The sequence below is a fragment of the Nonomuraea sp. NPDC050404 genome (assembly GCF_040655495.1).
GTDB lineage: Bacteria > Actinomycetota > Actinomycetes > Streptosporangiales > Streptosporangiaceae > Nonomuraea.
On the sequence record NZ_JBFAKB010000010.1, the window covers coordinates 222,720 to 240,997 of the forward strand.

26 protein-coding genes are annotated in these 18,278 nt (G+C 70.1%); 11 read left to right on the forward strand and 15 right to left on the reverse strand.

Features of this window, described 5'->3' with window-relative positions:
* The first annotated feature begins 52 nt into the window (after positions 1-52).
* Positions 53-1,420, forward strand: coding sequence for a hypothetical protein (locus tag AB0I81_RS28040; protein ID WP_360662332.1), 1,368 nt, complete (start codon positions 53-55; stop codon positions 1,418-1,420).
* A gap of 165 nt (positions 1,421-1,585) precedes the next feature.
* Here AB0I81_RS28040 and AB0I81_RS28045 read toward each other — a convergent pair whose 3' ends face one another.
* The 3 genes from AB0I81_RS28045 to AB0I81_RS28055 all read right to left on the reverse strand — a co-directional run bounded on the left by AB0I81_RS28045 (position 1,586) and on the right by AB0I81_RS28055 (position 3,944).
* Positions 1,586-2,734, reverse strand: a complete 1,149-nt coding sequence (locus AB0I81_RS28045) for a methyltransferase domain-containing protein (RefSeq protein WP_360662335.1) — start codon at positions 2,732-2,734, stop codon at positions 1,586-1,588.
* Positions 2,731-2,889 carry a hypothetical protein gene (locus AB0I81_RS28050; RefSeq protein WP_360662338.1) on the reverse strand — a complete coding sequence of 53 codons (159 nt, stop codon included), beginning with the start codon at positions 2,887-2,889 and terminating at the stop codon, positions 2,731-2,733. The genes AB0I81_RS28045 and AB0I81_RS28050 overlap by 4 nt, the downstream gene beginning before the upstream one ends.
* 155 nt (positions 2,890-3,044) lie before the next feature.
* Positions 3,045-3,944, reverse strand: a complete 900-nt coding sequence (locus AB0I81_RS28055; protein ID WP_360662341.1) for a LysR family transcriptional regulator — start codon at positions 3,942-3,944, stop codon at positions 3,045-3,047.
* Positions 3,945-4,038: 94 nt separating this feature from the next.
* Between AB0I81_RS28055 and AB0I81_RS28060 the strand changes: the two genes are divergently transcribed.
* Positions 4,039-4,500 carry a PACE efflux transporter gene (locus tag AB0I81_RS28060; protein WP_360662342.1) on the forward strand — a complete coding sequence of 154 codons (462 nt, stop codon included), beginning with the start codon at positions 4,039-4,041 and terminating at the stop codon, positions 4,498-4,500.
* Positions 4,501-4,646: 146 nt separating this feature from the next.
* On the opposite strand, the gene AB0I81_RS28065 is transcribed toward AB0I81_RS28060, so the two are convergent.
* The 3 genes from AB0I81_RS28065 to AB0I81_RS28075 all read right to left on the reverse strand — a co-directional run bounded on the left by AB0I81_RS28065 (position 4,647) and on the right by AB0I81_RS28075 (position 6,645).
* Complete coding sequence (locus AB0I81_RS28065; protein WP_360662345.1) at positions 4,647-5,684, reverse strand: NlpC/P60 family protein; 1,038 nt, start codon at positions 5,682-5,684, stop codon at positions 4,647-4,649.
* A complete protein-coding gene (locus tag AB0I81_RS28070) occupies positions 5,684-6,004 on the reverse strand; it encodes a hypothetical protein (RefSeq protein ID WP_360662348.1) in 321 nt (106 codons plus the stop codon). Before AB0I81_RS28070 ends, AB0I81_RS28065 begins: the two co-directional genes overlap by 1 nt.
* A gap of 140 nt (positions 6,005-6,144) precedes the next feature.
* The gene (locus tag AB0I81_RS28075) at positions 6,145-6,645 is read right to left on the reverse strand and encodes an AAA family ATPase (protein ID WP_360662351.1); all 501 of its coding nucleotides are present in this window, start codon (positions 6,643-6,645) and stop codon (positions 6,145-6,147) included.
* An 85-nt stretch (positions 6,646-6,730) separates the two neighbouring features.
* On the opposite strand from AB0I81_RS28075, the gene AB0I81_RS28080 reads away from it, so the two are divergent.
* The 7 genes from AB0I81_RS28080 (at position 6,731) to AB0I81_RS28110 (ending at position 11,423) form a co-directional block, all read left to right on the forward strand.
* Complete coding sequence (locus tag AB0I81_RS28080) at positions 6,731-7,339, forward strand: TetR/AcrR family transcriptional regulator (RefSeq protein WP_360662354.1); 609 nt, start codon at positions 6,731-6,733, stop codon at positions 7,337-7,339.
* Positions 7,340-7,343: 4 nt separating this feature from the next.
* Positions 7,344-8,945 (forward strand): FAD-dependent monooxygenase, encoded by a 1,602-nt coding sequence (locus AB0I81_RS28085; RefSeq protein WP_360662357.1) that lies wholly within the window; start codon positions 7,344-7,346, stop codon positions 8,943-8,945.
* A gap of 61 nt (positions 8,946-9,006) precedes the next feature.
* Positions 9,007-9,309, forward strand: a complete 303-nt coding sequence (locus AB0I81_RS28090) for a CopG family transcriptional regulator (protein WP_360662360.1) — start codon at positions 9,007-9,009, stop codon at positions 9,307-9,309.
* On the forward strand, positions 9,306-9,731 hold the full coding sequence (locus AB0I81_RS28095) for a hypothetical protein (protein ID WP_360662362.1): 426 nt from the start codon (positions 9,306-9,308) through the stop codon (positions 9,729-9,731). The genes AB0I81_RS28090 and AB0I81_RS28095 overlap by 4 nt, the downstream gene beginning before the upstream one ends.
* A 53-nt stretch (positions 9,732-9,784) precedes the next feature.
* Positions 9,785-10,396 carry a histidine phosphatase family protein gene (locus AB0I81_RS28100; protein ID WP_360662366.1) on the forward strand — a complete coding sequence of 204 codons (612 nt, stop codon included), beginning with the start codon at positions 9,785-9,787 and terminating at the stop codon, positions 10,394-10,396.
* A complete protein-coding gene (locus AB0I81_RS28105; RefSeq protein WP_360662792.1) occupies positions 10,396-10,926 on the forward strand; it encodes a GNAT family protein in 531 nt (176 codons plus the stop codon). The genes AB0I81_RS28100 and AB0I81_RS28105 overlap by 1 nt, the downstream gene beginning before the upstream one ends.
* Complete coding sequence (locus AB0I81_RS28110; protein ID WP_360662369.1) at positions 10,923-11,423, forward strand: NUDIX domain-containing protein; 501 nt, start codon at positions 10,923-10,925, stop codon at positions 11,421-11,423. Before AB0I81_RS28105 ends, AB0I81_RS28110 begins: the two co-directional genes overlap by 4 nt.
* Here AB0I81_RS28110 and AB0I81_RS28115 read toward each other — a convergent pair whose 3' ends face one another.
* Together AB0I81_RS28115 and sigJ are read right to left on the reverse strand one after the other, a co-directional pair.
* Positions 11,424-12,608 carry an FAD-dependent oxidoreductase gene (locus AB0I81_RS28115; protein ID WP_360662372.1) on the reverse strand — a complete coding sequence of 395 codons (1,185 nt, stop codon included), beginning with the start codon at positions 12,606-12,608 and terminating at the stop codon, positions 11,424-11,426.
* Between the two features lie 77 nt (positions 12,609-12,685).
* On the reverse strand, positions 12,686-13,570 hold the full coding sequence (gene sigJ, locus AB0I81_RS28120; protein WP_360662375.1) for an RNA polymerase sigma factor SigJ: 885 nt from the start codon (positions 13,568-13,570) through the stop codon (positions 12,686-12,688).
* 73 nt (positions 13,571-13,643) lie between these two features.
* On the opposite strand from sigJ, the gene AB0I81_RS28125 reads away from it, so the two are divergent.
* Together AB0I81_RS28125 and AB0I81_RS28130 are read left to right on the forward strand one after the other, a co-directional pair.
* Positions 13,644-14,213: a putative glycolipid-binding domain-containing protein gene (locus AB0I81_RS28125; RefSeq protein WP_360662378.1), complete on the forward strand. Its 570-nt coding sequence runs from the start codon at positions 13,644-13,646 to the stop codon at positions 14,211-14,213.
* Positions 14,214-14,246: 33 nt separating this feature from the next.
* Positions 14,247-14,846, forward strand: coding sequence for a DUF6506 family protein (locus tag AB0I81_RS28130; protein ID WP_360662381.1), 600 nt, complete (start codon positions 14,247-14,249; stop codon positions 14,844-14,846).
* Here the strand turns inward: AB0I81_RS28130 and AB0I81_RS28135 are convergent.
* The 7 genes from AB0I81_RS28135 to AB0I81_RS28165 form a co-directional block, all read right to left on the reverse strand.
* Positions 14,800-15,084 carry a gas vesicle protein K gene (locus tag AB0I81_RS28135; RefSeq protein WP_360662383.1) on the reverse strand — a complete coding sequence of 95 codons (285 nt, stop codon included), beginning with the start codon at positions 15,082-15,084 and terminating at the stop codon, positions 14,800-14,802. The genes AB0I81_RS28130 and AB0I81_RS28135 overlap by 47 nt on opposite strands.
* On the reverse strand, positions 15,085-15,465 hold the full coding sequence (locus AB0I81_RS28140; RefSeq protein WP_360662385.1) for a gas vesicle protein: 381 nt from the start codon (positions 15,463-15,465) through the stop codon (positions 15,085-15,087).
* Positions 15,466-15,545: 80 nt separating this feature from the next.
* A complete protein-coding gene (locus AB0I81_RS28145) occupies positions 15,546-16,508 on the reverse strand; it encodes a GvpL/GvpF family gas vesicle protein (protein ID WP_360662387.1) in 963 nt (320 codons plus the stop codon).
* Positions 16,501-16,830: a gas vesicle protein gene (locus tag AB0I81_RS28150; protein WP_360662390.1), complete on the reverse strand. Its 330-nt coding sequence runs from the start codon at positions 16,828-16,830 to the stop codon at positions 16,501-16,503. The genes AB0I81_RS28145 and AB0I81_RS28150 overlap by 8 nt, the downstream gene beginning before the upstream one ends.
* Before the next feature lie 46 nt (positions 16,831-16,876).
* Positions 16,877-17,239, reverse strand: a complete 363-nt coding sequence (gvpO, locus tag AB0I81_RS28155) for a gas vesicle protein GvpO (RefSeq protein ID WP_360662393.1) — start codon at positions 17,237-17,239, stop codon at positions 16,877-16,879.
* Positions 17,236-17,457 (reverse strand): gas vesicle protein GvpG, encoded by a 222-nt coding sequence (locus tag AB0I81_RS28160; protein ID WP_360662395.1) that lies wholly within the window; start codon positions 17,455-17,457, stop codon positions 17,236-17,238. Before AB0I81_RS28160 ends, gvpO begins: the two co-directional genes overlap by 4 nt.
* 12 nt (positions 17,458-17,469) lie before the next feature.
* Positions 17,470-18,273 (reverse strand): GvpL/GvpF family gas vesicle protein, encoded by an 804-nt coding sequence (locus AB0I81_RS28165; protein WP_360662398.1) that lies wholly within the window; start codon positions 18,271-18,273, stop codon positions 17,470-17,472.
* Positions 18,274-18,278 lie beyond the last annotated feature (5 nt).

Sequence of the window (18,278 nt, forward strand, 5' to 3'; positions counted from 1 at the left end):
GAACTTTGCCGACCGCCCATTCGTCCTCTTGGGCGAAGGAGGCTTGCTGCCAATGACCCATTCGCTGCGCCGAGCAGGGGCCGCGATCGCGGCTCTGATCGCCGGTCTAATCGTCGTTCTTGCGCTGTCCCCTGCCGCTCACGCGGCGGCTCCCCCGGATGCCAACACGGTGGTGTCCGAATGGAAGAAGGCCCCGCTTTATGTGGCGTCCGGCGCCACGTTGTCATCGGACCAGCAGAGCGAGATCAATGACGCGCTGAAGGGCGCGGACAGCAAGATCTACGCTGTGGCTCTGCCCGACGGCACGGTGGACAACTCCAGCATTGCGCCCTACATGAACCAGCTCGGCACCGCTTTGAAGGACGCGGGCCGCCCGCGGGTGACGGTCGCCGTCATCGACGGCACGAACCTGTTCGCGGCATCGAGCTCCATCAAGCGGTCCGGCGTGGCCGCCGAACTGACCACTCTCGCGGTCAACGCCAACCCTGGCGACGTCGTGGCCGTCATGAAGGACTTCTCCAACCGCGTGGACATGGCCGTCGCGGGCAAGAGGTCCGCGCTCACCCCTGACAGCCAGGCCAACCCGGGCGCGGGCGGCACCGCCGCGCTGATCGCCCTCGGCGCGCTGGTCGTGGTCGGCGGTGGCGGCTACTTCCTCTACTCCAGCAACAAAAAGAAGAAGAAGGCCATCCAGGACGCCAAGGACCTGGCCGCGGTCAAGCAGACCGTGGAGGAGGACGTCACCAAGTTCGGTGAGGAGATCACCGCTCTCGACGTCGACGTGACGCTGGAAGGCCAGGGCGGCGGCCACATCGAGGAGTGGCAGGCGGCGCTCGACTCCTACGAGAAGGCCAAGACGCAGCTCAACGCCGTCGAGCGCGCCGACCAGGTGCGCGAGGTCACCGGCACCCTGGAGGACGGCCGCTACTCGCTGGCCGTCGTGAAGGCCAAGGTCAACAAGGAGCCCGTGCCCGAGCGGCGCGCGCCCTGCTTCTTCAACCCGCAGCACGGCCCGTCCGTCCGCGACGTCCGCTGGGCCCCGCCCAACGGCGCGGTGCGCGACGTGCCCGCCTGCAAGAGCGACGCCGAGGCCGTGGAGCGCGGCTTCGACCCGCAGATGCGCGAGGTCATGGTCAACGGCGAGCGCAGGCCCTACTACGACGCGGGCCCTGCCTACCAGCCTTACGCCTACGGCTACTACGGCGGCTTCGGCGACATCATGACCGGCATGTTCATCGGCACCATGATGGGCAGCATGCTCAGCGGCGGCTGGGGCATGGGCGGTTACGGCGCCGGCTACGCGGAGGGTTACGCGGACGGCGGCGGCGACATGGGCGGCGGCGACGCCGGCGGCGGCTGGGGCGACTTCGGCGGCGGCGGCGACTTCGGTGGCGGAGACTTCGGCGGCGGCGACTGGTAAACCCGTCCCGGGCCCCGAGTCCGAACGGCAAGCGAGGCCCCAGATCACCATCACAGTGGTGGTCTGGGGCTTTTTGCTGCGTTACGTTTACCGTCGCCCGCCGGGTAACAGACCACCGACGTTCGGGGACGAGGGCTTACAGCATGCGCCGGGCCAGGCCCGGGATCAGATCAGGTTGTCAGGCGTATCCAGCCAGATCCGTTGCCCTTCACGGGTGACGGTCATGCCGAACCTGCTCCGGCCGGGCTCGCCCCACGCCACCCACCGGAAATAGGCTTCCGTCACCTCGTCCCACAGAGGCCGGTCACCCACCTGGTACACCTCATATTCATCGGCGCCGGGCCGCCATTGCACCGTTCCCCACGAGTGCGGGACGGCTGGATCGGACAGCCACAATCGATGCAGCTCGCCGTCCTCATCCCGATCGGCCGCTTCCGCGGACGTCAGCCCGGTCAACGCCGTGATGACCAGGTGCGCCCCGGGTGAGGCGAAAGCGACCGTACGGGGATCGACCCGGGTGGTCTTCCAGTGCTTTTCGTCGGGGCTGCGGGCCGCCTCGTCGGTAAGGGGCCGCTGGGCACGCATCAGCATGTAGCTCGCGTAGCCAGGGAACCGGCCATGCGCCACACCGTCCGAGGTCACGACCAGACGCAGCTCGTGGCCGTCGCCGAATCCGGGGCAGTACGGCATCACGATCACCGCGCCGGGCCGGGCCTGCTCGATCCACGGGTACGGCACGTTTCTGATGCCGCACGTGGCCTGGACGCGGTCGTACGGCACCGCCTGAGGGTAGCCTTCGGCACCGTCACCGGTGACCAGGTTCGCCTGCACGCCGACGGCGGCCAGGTTCTTGGACGCCTGCGCCGCCACCGCCTGGTCCACCTCTATCGACGTGACCATGCCGTGCTGGCCGACCAGGTGCGACAGCAGGGCCGCCGTCCAGCCGGTGCCCGTGCCGACCTCCAGGACATGGTGACCTGCTTCGACGTCCAGCCGGTGCAGGAGACTGGCCACGGTGCTGGGCGCCGACGCCGACGACGTGTAGTCGCCGACGCCCTTGCTCAGTTCGGTGGCGCCGTCATCAAGCTGGGTGACGATGCTGGTGTCGCTGTAGACCGTGCTCAGCCAATCGGCCCGCGCCTGCTCGCGGTCGATGAGGCGGGGGCCGCCGTCCTCGAAGACGGCCAACCCGCGCGCCGGCACGAACTCCTCGCGAGGGACGGCCCGCATCGCGGCCCGCACCGGGGCCTTGCACGGAACGATGGCGCTGATCTCGTCGATCAGCGCCTCGGTCCCGGCTGCGCTGCCGGTCACTTGCCGCCGCCGTCCTTGCCCTTGCCGTCGCCGGCGTCGCCCGCGTCGCCGCCTCCGCCGCCATGCCGGCCGCCGCCGGGCCGCCCGTCCGGGTTCGGCTCGCCCGGCTTGAACGGCTCATCCTTCTTCTTGCCGCCGTCGTGCTTCCCGCCCATGACACTCCCTTGCCTCACCGATTGCTTACGGTGATCGTACGAGTACAGAGCGATTGGCCGCAATGGAGTGGCCACTCGACGACCGTCACCCGGCGGGCGCGGCAGACTCGCCACGCCGCCCGTTTGAATCCCGTACCGGATCGCGTAGGTCGATTTCAATCCGCGGGTGCGACGAGGGCTGGGCGCATGAGCTCGATGATCTCGGCGGCGGCCCGGCGCAGCGGATTCCTGCGCAGCCAGATGAGCAGGACGGGCATGGAAACGCCGTTCTCAAGGTTGTCGAACTCCAGGACGCGCAGTTTCCCGGCCGCCGCACGGGGGCGTACGGCGCTCAGCGGAAGGTTGGCCCATCCCGCGCCGCGCTCGACGAGTCCGCAGGCGGCTTCGACGGTGTCCACGTGCCAGCGGGCGTCGGACACCAGCAGGCGCCGTTCGGTCAGTTCATCTCCGGGCCCGGCCACCACGATCTGGCGGCTCGAACTGAGATCCTCCAGCCGCCGCAGGCCGGTCGAGAGCCCGTAGGTGTCCGCGGTGGCCGACGCGACCGCCACGAACATCTCCTCATCCACCCTGGCCAGGGCCTCCTCCCGGTCCACCCGCTCGGAGCCGGTCGCCAGCGCCAGATCGACGCGGCCGTCGTGGAGCATGGCGCGGGCCTCGTCCTGAGGCGCGCGGACGAGGTTCACGCGCAGCAGCGGATGCCGGCCGCCGACCTCGGCCACGGCATCCAGCAGGCGGCGGTCGTCCGTCCCCGCGGCGACCGCCACCGTGAGGGCGCTTTCCAGATCCCGCCCCAGTTCCTGGGCGTGAACCTGGAGCAGGAGCAGTCTGCTGGCGATGGACCTGGCGTGCGGCAGGAGGGCCAGCGCGCGCGGGGTGGGCACCGCCTCGCGCCGGGAGCGGTCGAACAGGGGATATCCGAGTTCGGCCTCGATGTTGGCGATGCCCATGCTCACGGCGGACGGGACCCGGCGCAGCGCGCGGGCCGCCCCTGAGAAGGACCCGTGGTCCACCACGGCCAGGAACAGTTCGATGCCGTCGCTGGAAAGAGCCATCTACTTATCAGCTTTCCTGAAAGAATCCGACTTTTCACATCAACCGCTCTGAAGTTAGCTGATGCCCGCCGCCGGACGAAACAGGAGCGATGAGGTGCAGGGCGTCAAGCGCAAGCTGGTCTACGTGGGCGGATACGAGGGACTCGGGATGGCCGTGGGAACCACGGTGATGGCCCTCCTGACAGGCGCCTCGCCCGCCACCACTGGTCCGCTGACCCTCACGATCACCATCGTGGCCACGGTGTGGAACCTCGCCTACACCTACCTGTTCGAGGCGTGGGAACGGCGCCGGCGCGACCGCACGCGCACCTTGTTCCGGCGTTTGCTGCACGCGGTCGGCTTCCAGGCGACCCTGGTCTGCGCCCTCATCCCGCTCATCGCCTGGTGGCTGGAGATCACCCTGCTCCAGGCTTTCCTGCTCGACCTGGTGTTCATCGTGTACGTGCCGTTCTACACCTTCGCCTACAACTGGGCCTTCGACCGGATCTTCGGAGTGCCCTCCTCCGCGGTGAACACCGAAGACCCGGGCCGGGAGCCTAACCCCGCCCCGATGTGACCAGCCACGTGCCGACGCGTCGGAGTTCAACGCCCTCGGTGATCTCGCCGTCTTCGCACGAGCCGCACGGCATGCATGAAGCGGCGCAGCGCGCGCGGGCCAGGGATCTCGGGGCCGCCGTTCACGCCCCGGACGGGTGGCGGGTGTCAGGCGGTGAAGCGGCGGTAGCTGACGGATCGGCCGTCGGCCGCCACGGACGCCTCTACGACGTCGGACCCCGGGCGGGGCGCGTGGATCATCTTGCCGTCGCCGATGTAGACGCCGACGTGGCTGGCGGGCTGGCCGAAGAAGACCATGTCGCCCGGCTGCGGATTCGAGACCGGCTGGCCGGTCGCCTGGTATCCGGCGGCGGTCGTGTCGTCGATCTTGATGCCCGCCTGGTTGAGCACGTAGTAGACGAGACCGCTGCAGTCGAAGGCGCTCGGCCCGTTGGCGCCCCAGACGTACGGCTTGCCGATGTGTGTGCGCGCGGCCTCGACGATCTTGTCCCCTGTGGCGGTTCCCGGCGCGAATGTCAGGGGCGTCGGCGGAGCTCCGCCACCTGCGGCCGGGCCCGGGCCATCGCCCCCGCCACCGTTGTACGACGCGGGAGAAGCGCCGGGGTTGCCCCCGTTTCCGCTCTGGAGTGCCGTTGGCGTCGTGGTGACCGGCGTCCAACCGACGGACTGGCCGTCCGATGGCTGCCACGACTGTTTGCTGGGAGCCTCGATCTTCCCGAAGCCCGACATATGGCTGTCCACCTGCTCCTTGATGGTGTTCAAGGCGGTGGCCACGGACTTGTTCACCTGGCCTTCGAGGTCCATGGCCTTGGGGAGGAGTTCTTCCAGGATCTTCTTGGTGCGGTCCTGTCCCGTGAGCCCCTGCACCTCTGTGCGCATGGTGGCGAACTTGCCCTGCACCGTCTCCACGGTCCCGGCCACGTCGTTGAGCGCCGTCGAGACGCTGGTCAGCGCGTCTTTAAGCTTGAGCCCCGCCTTGTGGTACTGGCCCATGTAGGTGACGAACGCCTGGGCCGAGTCCCCGTTCCAGCCACTGTCGACGTTGCCGACAGCCGTATTGAGCCGACCGGCCCCACCACCCGCCTTCTCCGCGGCCGATGTCCACCGGGTGGCGAAGGCGCGGATCGCGCTGGGGCTGGCGCTTTCGATCTGCTGCAGGATGGCGTAGAACATGCTCTCGTTCATTACGCGGGCACCGTGCTGGCCTTGTTTGCCGCGCGAACGTTCTTCTCCACCTGGTCCAATGCTCCGGCGACCTCTTCGATCTTGCCACGGGCGGCCTCGAACTCGCGGCCGAGCGCCGTCTCGACCGAGTTGACAGCTTCGGCCAGATCCGTGGCTTTTGGCAACTGCCCGAAGGCGTCGGATCCGGTCAGCCCTCCGACCAGCTCTCCCAGGTCCGAGGTGTCGATCTGCTGGCCAGAGTACGTCAGCTCCTTGACCACCCCCCGTGCGGCTCCCGCGCAATCCTCGATCGCTTGGTAACGGATTTCGAGGATGGTCATCGACTCTGCTCCCTGAAGATCGTCGCGGCATGCCTGCGATGACCATCATGCCTCGAACGTCCCTTCCGACGCATCCGTCACAAAAAGATGGAACTGTCAGTCAGCTCGGCGCGGGCAGGAACGAACCGAAGGCGGGCCGGCTACAGGGTCAGCTCTCGGAGGAGGGTCGCGAGGCAATCCTCCGGCGCCCGGCCGGCGGTGTCGATGACGATGTGGTCGCGGTCCCAGGGCTCGTACTCGCGATCGACGACCTGCTGCCAATCCGGCGGCCGCAGATCCGGGATGTCGAGGACGCGCGTCGTCACGCGGCGCCGGTGCTCGGCCGGGTCGGTGCAGACCACCTCCACCTCGGCGACCGGCACACCTGCCTTCTCCCCCGTCTCCCGCCACGCGTCACGGGTGACCGTCAGCGGGTTCACCGACTCCGCGATCACCGTCAGCCCCTGCCGGAGATGGTCTCCTGCGAGGGCGTAACCGACCATGTAGCCGGCCGGGCCGAGGGGCTGGCGGGCCAGGCCGGAGCGGACGATGGCCTGTTCGATGGTGTCGATCCGCACGTGTACCGCGCCCAGGTGGCTGGCCAGCAGGCGGGACAGCGTGGTCTTGCCCGACGCGGGGAGACCGCCGACGACGATGAGCATGCCCACTTTTCTATCATTTGATTGACTCCGCTCCGAGCTTCCGGCTAACTTTCTATCAAGTGATAGAAAGCGAGGACGGCGGCACATGACGGTCAAGCGAGCCAAACCAGGACCACGAGCGGAGGAACGCCGCGATCGGCTGATCGCCGCGGGCTACCGCGCCATGGTGCGCTCCGGCCTCGAAGGGGTCCGTACGCGGGACGTCGCCGCCGAGGCCGGCATCACCGTCGCGACCCTGCACTACTACTTCCCCACCAAGAACGACCTGGTCAAGGCCGTGCTGGAGCACACGATCCGGCAACAGATGCTCACCCCGCTGCGGCTGGACGCCGACTGGGACGACGGCCTGGCGGCACTGACGACGATGATCGACGGGCTGGCCCGGCACGCCGACGCGGATCCGGGGCACTTCCGGCTGCTCAACGAGATGATCTGGGCCTCCCGCGAGGACGAGTCGTTGCGGGCCCTGCTTCTCACCTGGCACACGGACTGGCACGGCACCATCGCCGACTGGCTGCGCGGCGGGCAGCGCGACGGGCGGGTGCGCGCCGATCTCGACGCGGACGGCACGGCGACGCTGATCATCTATCTCGTGCTCGGCATGGTGGAACGCCCGCCCCTGCCCGAAGGCGCCGACGACCACCTCGCCAGGGACCTCCGCCGGCTACTGACGGCCTTCGAGTCATTGGAGTGATGACATGTCACGAGAACGCACCCAGGTGCTGATCATCGGCGGCAGCCTGGTCGGCCTGTCGGCCGCCCTGTTCCTGCGCCGGCACGGCGTTGACGTGGTGCTGGCCGAGCGCCATCCCGGCACGTCCATCCACCCGCGTACACCCGGCTACAACGCCCGTACCATGGAGTTCTTCCGGGCGGCCGGGGTGGAGCAGGCGGTGCGCGCGGCCGGGCCGTGGGCGCTGAGCGGCACCGGGCTGCTCTGGGCCGAGAGCCTGACCAGCCCCAACCACCAGTGGCTCGCCCCGCCCAACGCCCGCGGCGCCCAGGCGGATTTCTCCGACCTCAGCCCCTGCGCGGACGCGGTCCTGTCCCAGGACGTGCTTGAGCCGGTACTGCGCGAGCACGCCGAGAAGCTGGGCGCGGACCTGCGGTTCGGCGTGGAGGTGGAGTCGTTCGAGGACGGCCCCGACGGGGTCTGCGCGGTGCTGGCCGACCGGGCCTCCGGCGTGCGCACGACCGTGCGGGCCGACTACCTGGTCGCGGCGGACGGGGCGGGCAGTTCGGTCCGGGCGACGCTGGGCATCGGGCGCGGCGGGGTCGGCGTGCTGGAGCACGTCGTCGGCATCATGGTGCGGGCCGATCTGCAGGACGCGTTGCGTGACAGACGCTTCGCCATCTGCCAGGTAAACAATCCCGATTTTTCAGGAATGGTCCGTGTTGTCGGCGACAAGCTCTCGCTGAACGTCGAGTATCGGCCGGAAGCGGGCGAGAGCGCCGCGCAGTTCACCCCGGACAGGTGCGTTGAGCTGGCCAGGGCCGCAGCGGGCATCCCTGATCTGGCGGTGGAGCCGCTGGACGTCTCTCCGTGGGAGAGCACCGCCGCCGTGGCCGACACGTTCCGGGCCGGGCGCGTGTTCCTGGCGGGGGACGCGGCGCACGTCATGCCGCCGTCGGGCGCGTACGGGGCCAACACCGGCATCCAGGACGCCGCGAACCTCGCCTGGAAGCTCGCCTACGTGCTGCGCGGCTGGGCGGCCCCCACCCTCCTCGACACCTACGACGCCGAACGGCGGCCGATCGCGCGACTGACCGTGGACCAGGCGCTGGCCACGGGCCGGGAGTGGTTCGGCGCCGCCCTGCCACCCGAGGTGGCGGAGATCGAACTGCTCGACGTGCTCGCGGTGACCTTCGGCTACCGGTACGGCCCCGGCGACCTCATCGAGGACCCGCACCGGCCCGGCGGCGGCCCCGGCAGCCGGGCCGCGCACGTGTGGCTGGAGCGGAACGGCAAGCAGGTCTCCACGGTGGACCTGTGGGCCGACGGACTCGTGCTGGTGGCCGGCCCAGGCGGCGCCGCGTGGACCGACGCCGCCGACCTCGTTGCTCGGCGGGATGGGGTACCGCTCACTTCATACCTGCTGGCCGACGGCCTCCCGCCGGGCGAGGGCGCGTACCTGGTCGATCGGGAGAAGGAGGCGGCACGGACGTTCGGGATCGGCGAGAACGGGGCGGTGCTGATCCGACCGGACGGGTTCGTCGCCTGGCGCACACGGGAACCAGCCGGCCCCGACACGGACGCCACCCTGAACGCCGCCTTCCACCAACTGCTCGCCCTCAGCTGATCGGCTGTGCCGCATGAAAGACCATGGTAAGGAGAACAACACCTGAAGTATGGTGACCAGTATGGCGACGAAGAAAATCACGGTGACGATCCCTGAGGAACTTCTCGACGAGATCCGCGGGGATGCGGCCGAGCGGGGCCTGTCGGCATATGTCGCCGAGGCGTTGCGCTTCAAGCGCGACCGGGACCGGCTGCTGGACCTGGTGAACTGGCTGGAGGAAGAGTACGGCCCGGTCACCGACGAGGAGCGCGCCGGTGCGCTCGCGGAGCTGGAGGACCTCGACGCCGAACACGAGCGCCGCCGCGCCGACAAGAAGGCCGGCAAGAAGGCCGACAAGAAGCATGACGGCGGGCAGGCCGCGTGAGCAAGCGGAGCGGTGAGCAGAGGCAGCCGCCGCTGAGGATCTTCGTACTCGACTGCCAGGCCCTGTCCCTGGCCGTGCGGGGCGACAGGAGGATGATCGCTCTACTCGACCTCGCGGCACGGGGGCAGGCGGAGGTGGTGACGTCTCCGATGACAGTGGTCGAGGCATATGACGGAAGGATCACCGAGCAGCGCTGGGACTGGGTGCTTTCCCGGCTCGATGTCACCGGCATCGGCAAGGACGAGGCCCGTCAGGCCCGCCGGCTCCTTGCCGACGCCGAGCTGCACGGGCACAAGTATACGATCGACGCGGTGCTCGCCGTCATCGCGCGACGACAGAAGGGGCAGGTCACCGTCTTCACCTCGGATGTGGACGACCTCGAGAAGCTGGTTCCCGACTCGATCGTCGTCAGGAAGGTTTGAGCGTTCTCGCTCAGCGCGTCACCTCGCGAGCATGATCGCTTAGGGTCTGCCGTATGACGGTTCGCTTACTGTGCTTGCGGCACGCGGAGTCCGAGAACGGGGTGGGTGGTGTCGCGGGGGCGCTGCCCATGGCGGAGCTGACGGGGCGCGGGCGGGCGCAGGCCGAGGAGTCCGGGCTGCGGTTGCGGGGCGAAGGAGTTGGGCGGGTGTATGCCAGCACCGCCGTCCGGGCCCGGCAGACCGCCGAGATCGTCGCCCGCACGCTCGGCCTCGACGACCGCGTGGTGCTTCTTCCCGGGATGGTGGAGGTGGGGCTGGGGAAGGCGGAGGGGGCCAGGAGTGCGGCGGTTCGCAGGCGTACGGCCGAGGTGCTGCGGTCGTGGATCGTGGACGGCGAGCTGGGCGAGGCGGTGGCGGACGGTGAGGACGGGCATGCGGTGACCGCTCGCGTCAGCGCCGCGCTCACCTCGATCGCGAGGGGTCACCCCGGTGAGACGGTCGCCGTGGTCGGGCATGTCGCCAGCCTGACCACCGGGTTGCACGCGCTGTGCGGGCTGGGTGGCCGGGTCTGGGGTGCGCCGTTGCCGTACGCGACGCCGTTCACCGTCGAATGGGACGGGCGAGCGTGGCGCTGTGACGGATGGCCAGCAGAATGTCCGGCGTGATGAATCTTGCCGAAGGGCCGCGGGTGGCCATCCGTTACCTCAGCCTGGGGGACTACGAGGAGCTCGCGCCGCTGTACGAGCAGAGCGCGGAGCTGCACGCCCAGTGGATGCCCGGCGCCCCCATCGCCACGTACGAGGACTTCGAGCGGTACATGGGCAGGTTCGACGGCCCGCTGCACGAAGGGTTCCTGATCTGCCTGCGTGACACCGGCGCGATCGTCGGCCGGGTCAACGTCAACAACATCGTCCGCGGCACGCACCAGAGCGCGATCATCGGTTACTCCGCCTACGCCTCCACGACCGGCCGCGGGTACATGACCGAGGGTCTGGGGCTGCTGGTCGGGTACGCGTTCGGCGAGATGGAGCTGCACCGCCTGGAGGCCAACATCCAGCCCGCCAACACCGCCTCCCTCAACCTGATCAAGCGCGTCGGCTTCCAGCGCGAAGGCTTCTCACCCAATTTCCAGTACATCAACGGCGCCTGGCGGGACCATGAGCGCTGGGCCATCACCGCGGAGATGACGGCGTGATCGCGCGGGAGACCGCCCGGGTCCTGCTGATCGACCCCGCCGACCGGGTCCTGCTCTACCGGGGACGGCTGGTGCAGGTGGACGACCAGCCGTACGCCTGGTTCACGCCGGGCGGGGGCATCGACCCGGGTGAGAGCGCGCGGCAGGCCGCGGCCAGGGAGTTGCGGGAGGAACTGGGGCACGCCGTGGCCCCCGAGGTGCTCGGGCCGGTGGTGGCGACCAGCGAGGGCGGCTGGAGGCAGGGCGGGCGGCGGTTCTTCTCCCGCGACTCCTACTTCATGTTGCGCGTGGCCGGGCTGACGGTGGACACCTCGGGGATGGATGAGGAGGAGCGGGAGACGACCGACCGGTTCCAGTGGTGGACGCCGGCGGAGCTGGCCGGGCCCGCCGAGGAGCCCGTGGTGCCGAGGGAGCTCGGGCCGCTGGTGGCGCGGCTCGCCGCCGGGGATCTCCCGGCCTCCCCTGTCATCCTGCCGTGGCATCTGCCGGAGGTTTGATCAGCCCGCGTGGCGCATCACCGAGACGGTGCCGCGGATGATGGACTCCTTGAGCGCGGCCGAGGGGCGGCCGGTCATGATGGCGTCGATCGAGCTGTCGTCGGCGCGGGTGAACTGGACGAGGCCGTCGCGGCGGCCCAGGCTGATGTTGTGCCAGACGTAGCCGAACCTGGCCCGGCGCGGTTCGCGGCCGGTCACCAGGTCGGCGACCGCCTCGCCCGCGTACAGGCCCAGGGGCAGCGCCGTCTGGCAGCACATCCGGTTCGAGCGGTCGCGCCGGTCCACCACGGCCGCGTCGCCGACGCCGAACACCTCGGGGTGTGACACCGAGCGCAACGACCGGTCCACCAGCATGCGGCCGTGCCCGTCGGTGGCCAGGCCCGCCGCCGCGGCCAGCCCGGGAACGCGGAAACCGGCCGTCCAGACCACGGTTCCGGCGGGCGACTCCTCCCCACCCGCCAGCAGTACGCTGTCCGGGCCGACCTTGGCGACCTGCGCGTGTTCCCGTACGGAGACTCCCATGCGGGCGAACGTCCGGTGCAGGTAGCGGCGGGCCCTGGGGGACAGTCCCGGGCCGACGCGCCCGCCCACCAGCAGTTCCACGCGCAGTTCCGGGCGTACGGTGGCGAGCTCGGCCGCGACCTCGATCCCCGTCAGCCCGCCACCGACCACGGTCACCGGACCGGCTCCCGCCCGCGCCACCCGCTCGCGCAGCAGGACCGCCTCCTCTGCGGTGGCCAGCGGGTACGCGTGCTCGCGCACCCCCGGCACGGCATCCAGCTCCGAACAACTCCCCAGGGCATAGACCAGCACGTCGTAGTCCAGCGTGTACGGCGCCGCGTCCAGCCGTACCGTACGCCCCGCCGCGTCCACTTCCACCACCTTGGCCACCACCAGCTCGATCCCGGTCCCCGCGAGCAGCTCCGCCAGCGGCGGCCCGGACAGCCGGTCCCCGGCCGCGACCTGATGCAGCCGCACCCGCTCCACGAACCGGTCGGCCGCGTTGACCAGCGTCACCCGCGCCCCGGCCCGCTGCACACCGGCCCGTTGCACACCGGCCCGTTGCACACCGGCCCCTTGCGCACCGGGACGCCCTGCTGCCGAAAGCCCCAGTTTCTTGGCCGCCCGCTTGGCCGCCCCGAGCCCGGCGTACCCGGCTCCCAGCACCACGATGTGGTCCGTCATGGTTCCTCCGTCCTGTCGAGTCCCCACTTGAACCAGCGAGCGGGACGTTCCGTGACAGCGGCGGGCCGTGACGCCGATCACATGAGCTGGGCGGTGGCGTAGGCGAGCTTGTCCGGGTTCACGATGGTACGGACTGCGACGACCTGGCCGTTTTCGATCTCCACGGCGATGATCGCCAGCAGCGCGTCACCGGACGGGTCGTGAACCAGCACCGCGGGCTCGCCGTTGACCTCGGCGACCTCGATGGACACGCCCACGGCTTCTGGGCGTCCGCTGAGGCCCCGGAGGTATCGCGCCACCATCTCCCGCCCGCGTACGGGCCGCCGCGCCGCAGTGGTGCCGCCGCCGTCCGCCCAGGCCGCCACGTCGGCGGCGAGCAGCCGTTCGAGCGTGGCGACGTCGCCGTTCATGGTGGCCGCGAGGAAGCCGGCGACGATGCGCCGATGTTGCTCGCGGTCGCTGTCGAAGCGTTTGCGCGGCTCGCCGACGTGCACCCTGGCGCGGCGGTGGATCTGGCGCGAGTGCGACTCCTCGATGCCGAGGATCTCGCCGATCTCCGCGTGGCCGTACCCGAACGCCTCCCGCAGCACGAACACCGCCCGCTCCCTCGGGCTCAGCCGTTCCAGCAGCACGAGCAGCCCCAGCGACACCGATTCGCGCTGCTCGGCGGTCTCCAGCGGGCCGAGCGCGCCGTCGGCGGTGAGGACCGGCTCCGGCAACCACGGCCCCACGTAGCTCTCCCGCCGCACGCGGGCCGAGGCGAGCCGGCTCAGGCAGAGGTTCGTCAGGACCTTGGCCAGCCAGGCCGCCGGCACCTCGACGGGCCCTGCTTCGCTCCAGCGCAGGTACGTGTCCTGCACCATGTCCTCCGCCTCGGCCGCGGACCCGAGCAGCCGGTAGGCCAGCCCGAACAGCCGTGCCCGCTGCTCCTCGAACACCTCCACCCGATCCCGCGACCCCATCCGTCCGATGCTAGGCGAGCCCTCCCGAGGGTCTCCGCCCGGGATTGTCGGTCGCGCCTGCCAGGATGCCTGCATGGCCTTCGCACCCCTTCCCGTGACCGCCGCCTGGCGGCATCAAGACGCACGCACGGGCTTCGAGGTCGCCTACTTCTTCCCGGGGGCGGACGGGCATCGCTTAGAGGGGTGTACGACGGCGGTCGAGGCCGGGCTGACCTGGGCCGTCGACTACAGCATCGACGTGGACACCGCCTGGGCCACGCGCCGCGCCAGCGTCACGTGCCGGTCGGCGGCGGGCACTCGTCACACGCTGCTGGAGGCCGACGGCCAGGGCGGCTGGCGGGTGGACGGCGCGCCGACGCCGGGCCTGGACGGCTGCCTGGACGTCGATCTGGAGTCCTCGGCGATGACCAACACCTTTCCCGTGCACCGGCTGCGGCTCGCGATGGGGGCCGGGGCGTCCGCGCCGGCGGCCTTCGTACGGGTGGGCGACCTGCGGGTCGAGCGGCTCGACCAGCAGTACGAGCGTGTCGCCGACCGGGGTTACGACTACGCCGCGCCGGTTTTCGGGGTGGCGTGCCGGCTGGTGTACGACGGGTCCGGGCTGGTGCTCGACTATCCCGGGCTGGCGACGAGGGAGGCTTGACGTCAAGTTTAGTTGAGGTTGCACGCTGGAGGCATGACGAAGAACAGAGTGATCATTTACGAGGAGGCCGACGCGGATTCGCGGGCCGACGTACTGAGTGTGCGCAATGGGCACGGGCACACCCGGGTACGCGCGGTCGCCGAGCCCGCCCAGATGGTGGATCTGGTGACGCGGCTGGTCGGTGAGGGGGTCGATCGCATCGAGTTGTGCGGCGCGTTCGGCGCGGTCTGGCATGCCGAGGCCAGCCGGGTGGCGGCCGGGAAGGCCGAGGTCGGTGCGATCTACTACGGGTTCGAGTCGCTGACCTCGGTGGCGGCGTACAAAGCGCGGTTCGAGGCCGGGGAGGTGTTGTCGGAGGCGTTCGTGGTTCTGCACGAAGGAGCCGATCCCGAGGTCGACCGGATCGTGCGGGAGAGGGACGATGGCGGCAGGACGACCTTCGTGGCGGTGCCCGACGCCGCCGCGGCGGCCGAGGTGGCCGGGAAGATGGCCGGTGAACTGCAGCTCATCGAGCTGTACGGTGGGGCGGGGCCCGAGGTGGCGGCGCCCGTCATCCGGGCCGTGGACACCGGCGTGCCCGTGGGGGTCAGTTCGTGGGCAGGAGCGTACCCAGGGGGCCGAGGTCGAGGTTGAGGTCGTCGGGGGTGAGGTCGAAGCGCTCGCACAGGTCGCCCATCGCCTCCTCCAGGCGCATCAGGGTGACTCCGAGCGTCTCGATCTGCTCGTCGGTCAGGTTGCCCTCGTCCATGCGGCGTACGCACTGGCGTTCCACGAGTTGCCGTACGAGCTCCACGATGGTGAGAACGAGCTTGGTCAGGTCGCGCTCGACCGTCTCGGGGTCGGCGGCGATTCGCCGGATCGGGGCGTCCATCTAGTGGTTCCCCTCCAGTTCGTCCACCGACACGATCAGGGTGCGCAGCGAGATTTTCACGAGGTCGATGTCGGCGATGGACAACACCAGGTCGCCGGTCACCACCACGCCTCCGGCCAGCAGCCTGTCCAGCAGGTCCACGAGGGCGACACGCTCCGGCGGCAACCCCTCGCAGGCCACCACGTCGCGCCTGCCCCGGGTTCGCAGCCCTTCATGGGCCGACATGTCGTGCTCGCTCCCGGTTCGCAACCCCTCGCCGGCCGGCACGTCGTGGCCCGCACCGACTCGCAGGCCCTCATGGGCCAGCACGTCCTGGCCCCCCAGCACGTCGTGCCTCGCGCCGACTCGCGGCTCTACATGGGTCGCCGCGTCGTGCCGCACGCCAGCTCGCCGCCCCTCGTGAGTCGCCGCATCCTCTCTCATTCCGGCGGGTGGCCCCGTATCGGCGGCTCTGTCCCCTGTCACGCCGGTTCCATGACCGTGAACGAGTACGGCGCCCATGGGCCGGTCAGCCTGATCTCGACGCCGTCGCCGCCGAGGGTGCCCGCCAGCTCGGCGAACTCGTCGGCTCTGGCCTCGTCCACCAGGTACGCGCCGTTCAGCAGCATCACGTCGTCGCGGCCCGACAGGCGCGGGTCCTGGGCGCGGTGGCGGTGACCGGCGGCGGCCAGGGCGCACAACGCGCGGTGGATGTGGTCGGCGCGCTGGAGTGCCTGCCGCCTGGCCTGCTCCCGGCCGCGCAGCCCGGCCCGACGCCGGTGCAGGTACGCGGTCCCCGGCCGGGTCGCACCGACGGCATGGCCGCCCTCCGACCTCGACCGACCGGCATGCCCATCACGCGCCCCCTGCCGACCGGCGCACTTCTCGCCCGCCCCCGAAGTCGCGGCCCGCTCGTTCATCTGCGGCGCGGCGGCCCGTCGTCCATCGTGTGTCCCAGATACGGCATCCTCACCCGACCCCAACCCTGGCTCAGACGCGGCGCCCTCGCCCGAACCCGGGCCGGACGCGGCGCTCTCGTCTGAGGTTGGTGCGGCGGGGGTGGTCGCGTAGGCCTTGACGCCCCACTCGTGGCGCCCCGTGATGTTGGCGAGCATCTCCTGGAAGGCGTTGCCGCGACGCGACAGCAGCTCCACCACCTGGCCATCGTCCTCGTAAACCGTGACAAGCCGCACCGGAGCGGTAGTGGTCGCCGCAGCCACGAAGTCAACGACGCGGTGATGCGCGCGAGCCGTCTCAGCCAGCCAGTCCATGTCCTCAAGCGACCGCCGCAACGGCTCCTCGCCGAACCGCTCAGGCGGCACCGTGCTCACGTACGCGACGAGCCCGGCATGAGCCACCGTACGAACACCACCGCCCAGGATCCCGGGCGGGCAGGACGGAAGCGGATCGCGGGCCACCGCGTACAGGTAGGTCAGATCAGCCACCGACCTCCTCCCGCCCCTCGACGCCACGCCCCTCGACGGGATGCCCTTCCACGGCACGCCCCTCGACGGCGGACAGGCGGCGGCGCAGGCGGCGGTTCTCCTCCACCAGCTCGCGGTCCCGCCCCGACAGGAACGGGTCGCGTTCCCACCAGTCGATGCCCAGTTCCCTGGCCGTGTCCACGGAGGCGATCAGCAGCCGCAGCTTGATCGTCAGCAGCTCGATGTCCAGCAGGTTCACCCGGATGTCTCCGGCGATCACCACGCCCCTGTCGAGCACGCGCTCCAGGATGTCTCCGAGGTTGGCGGGCTCGCGATTGCTCATGCCCCCGCCATACGGGGAGCCGCCGGACGATACGACTCTGTCCATGTCAGAAAGCCTCACCGTTGTCGCCGTTGGACCGCCTGTATCGCCGTATCCGCCGATACGACTGCAAGCCGCCCTCTTTGTCGATCTTTACCTGGTAGATGGCCAGGATGTCGCCCGATGAGGGGATCCGGCGGTCCTCGACGACCTCGACGTTGATCAGCCAGCCGTCGTCCTGCGGTTCGACCGAGGTGATGCCCTCGGCCTCCTTCGTGGTGAGTTCGGCGATGTGCCGCAGGCCGACCCCGCCTGCCGTCACCGCGGTCAGCCGTTCGCTCCGGGCAGGGCCCGCCTTCCTGGCGGGCCTGTCCCCGTGGCGTCTGACCGTGCCGCGCTCGGCCGTGGCGGAGCGCCTGGGTGTGGTCATCCGGTCACCTGTTTCATGATCTGTTCGACGGCCGCGCGCTCTTCCTCTTCCGAGATCTCCCCGGCCTGCCTGGCCTCCTCGATCGCCTCAAGGCGCCGGCGTACGGCCGCGGGATTGTGCAGTTCCCGCTCGGCCTGCTCCTGGATCATCTCGGCGAGCCGGATCAGCCCTTTCACCGGCAACATCGGCCAAGTGAAGATCGTGCTCACCAGGCCCATGGGTAACACCTCCTACGACTGGGCGATGACGAAGTCGTACGGCGCCATCGGTCCGAGCAGCCGCAGGTTCACGCGGCCCTCCCAACGCTCGCCGAACTTGCGCAGCGCCTGTTCCAGTCCCTGCTGATCGTCGGTCTTGGCGAGCAGGGCGACGTGCACGGCGTCCCATTCGTGGCTCGGCTCCCGCAGGGACGCCTGGACGAAGTGCCCGGTCATGCCGTCGAGGAACAGGCGGGTGTCCATGTCGCGCTTGGCCTCGACGGAGGCCGTGATGATCTCGCCCAGCCTGATCCGCTCGTTGCGCGTCGCGTCCTCCGACCGCCCTTGGAGGGCGTCGCGCAGGGCCGCCGCCTCCGGGCTCTCCGCCAGGATCTCGGCGAGTACGGCCCCCTCGGCGTAACGTCCCTTGACCACGTACTCCGCCAGACCTTCGAGCTCGTTCAGCGCGGCGCGGAAGTCGTCGTGGTGCGGGGTGAGCAGCTCTTCCGTGACGGCGTCCGAGTCGGACAACACCCCGCCGAACCGGAACGGCAGCACCGGGCCCTTGGCGGCGACGGCGTCGAGCAGTTCCTGGTGCGCCATGAGGTCCCCGGGCCTGCCCAGGGGCTGGTCCACGTTCACGTCGCTGACGAGGGCCGCGATCTCACCGTGCTTGATGAGCCTGACCTTGCCCGCCGGGTCGCCCAGTCCGCCCTGGCCCTTCGCCAGTTTGGTACCGGCGGGCACGATCCCGTAGACGTAGCAGCCCAGGTTCTGGCGCTGGCGGCTGGCCTGCTCGGGCACGGAGGCTCCGGCGGCCTTCGTTGAACGTCCCATGGCGG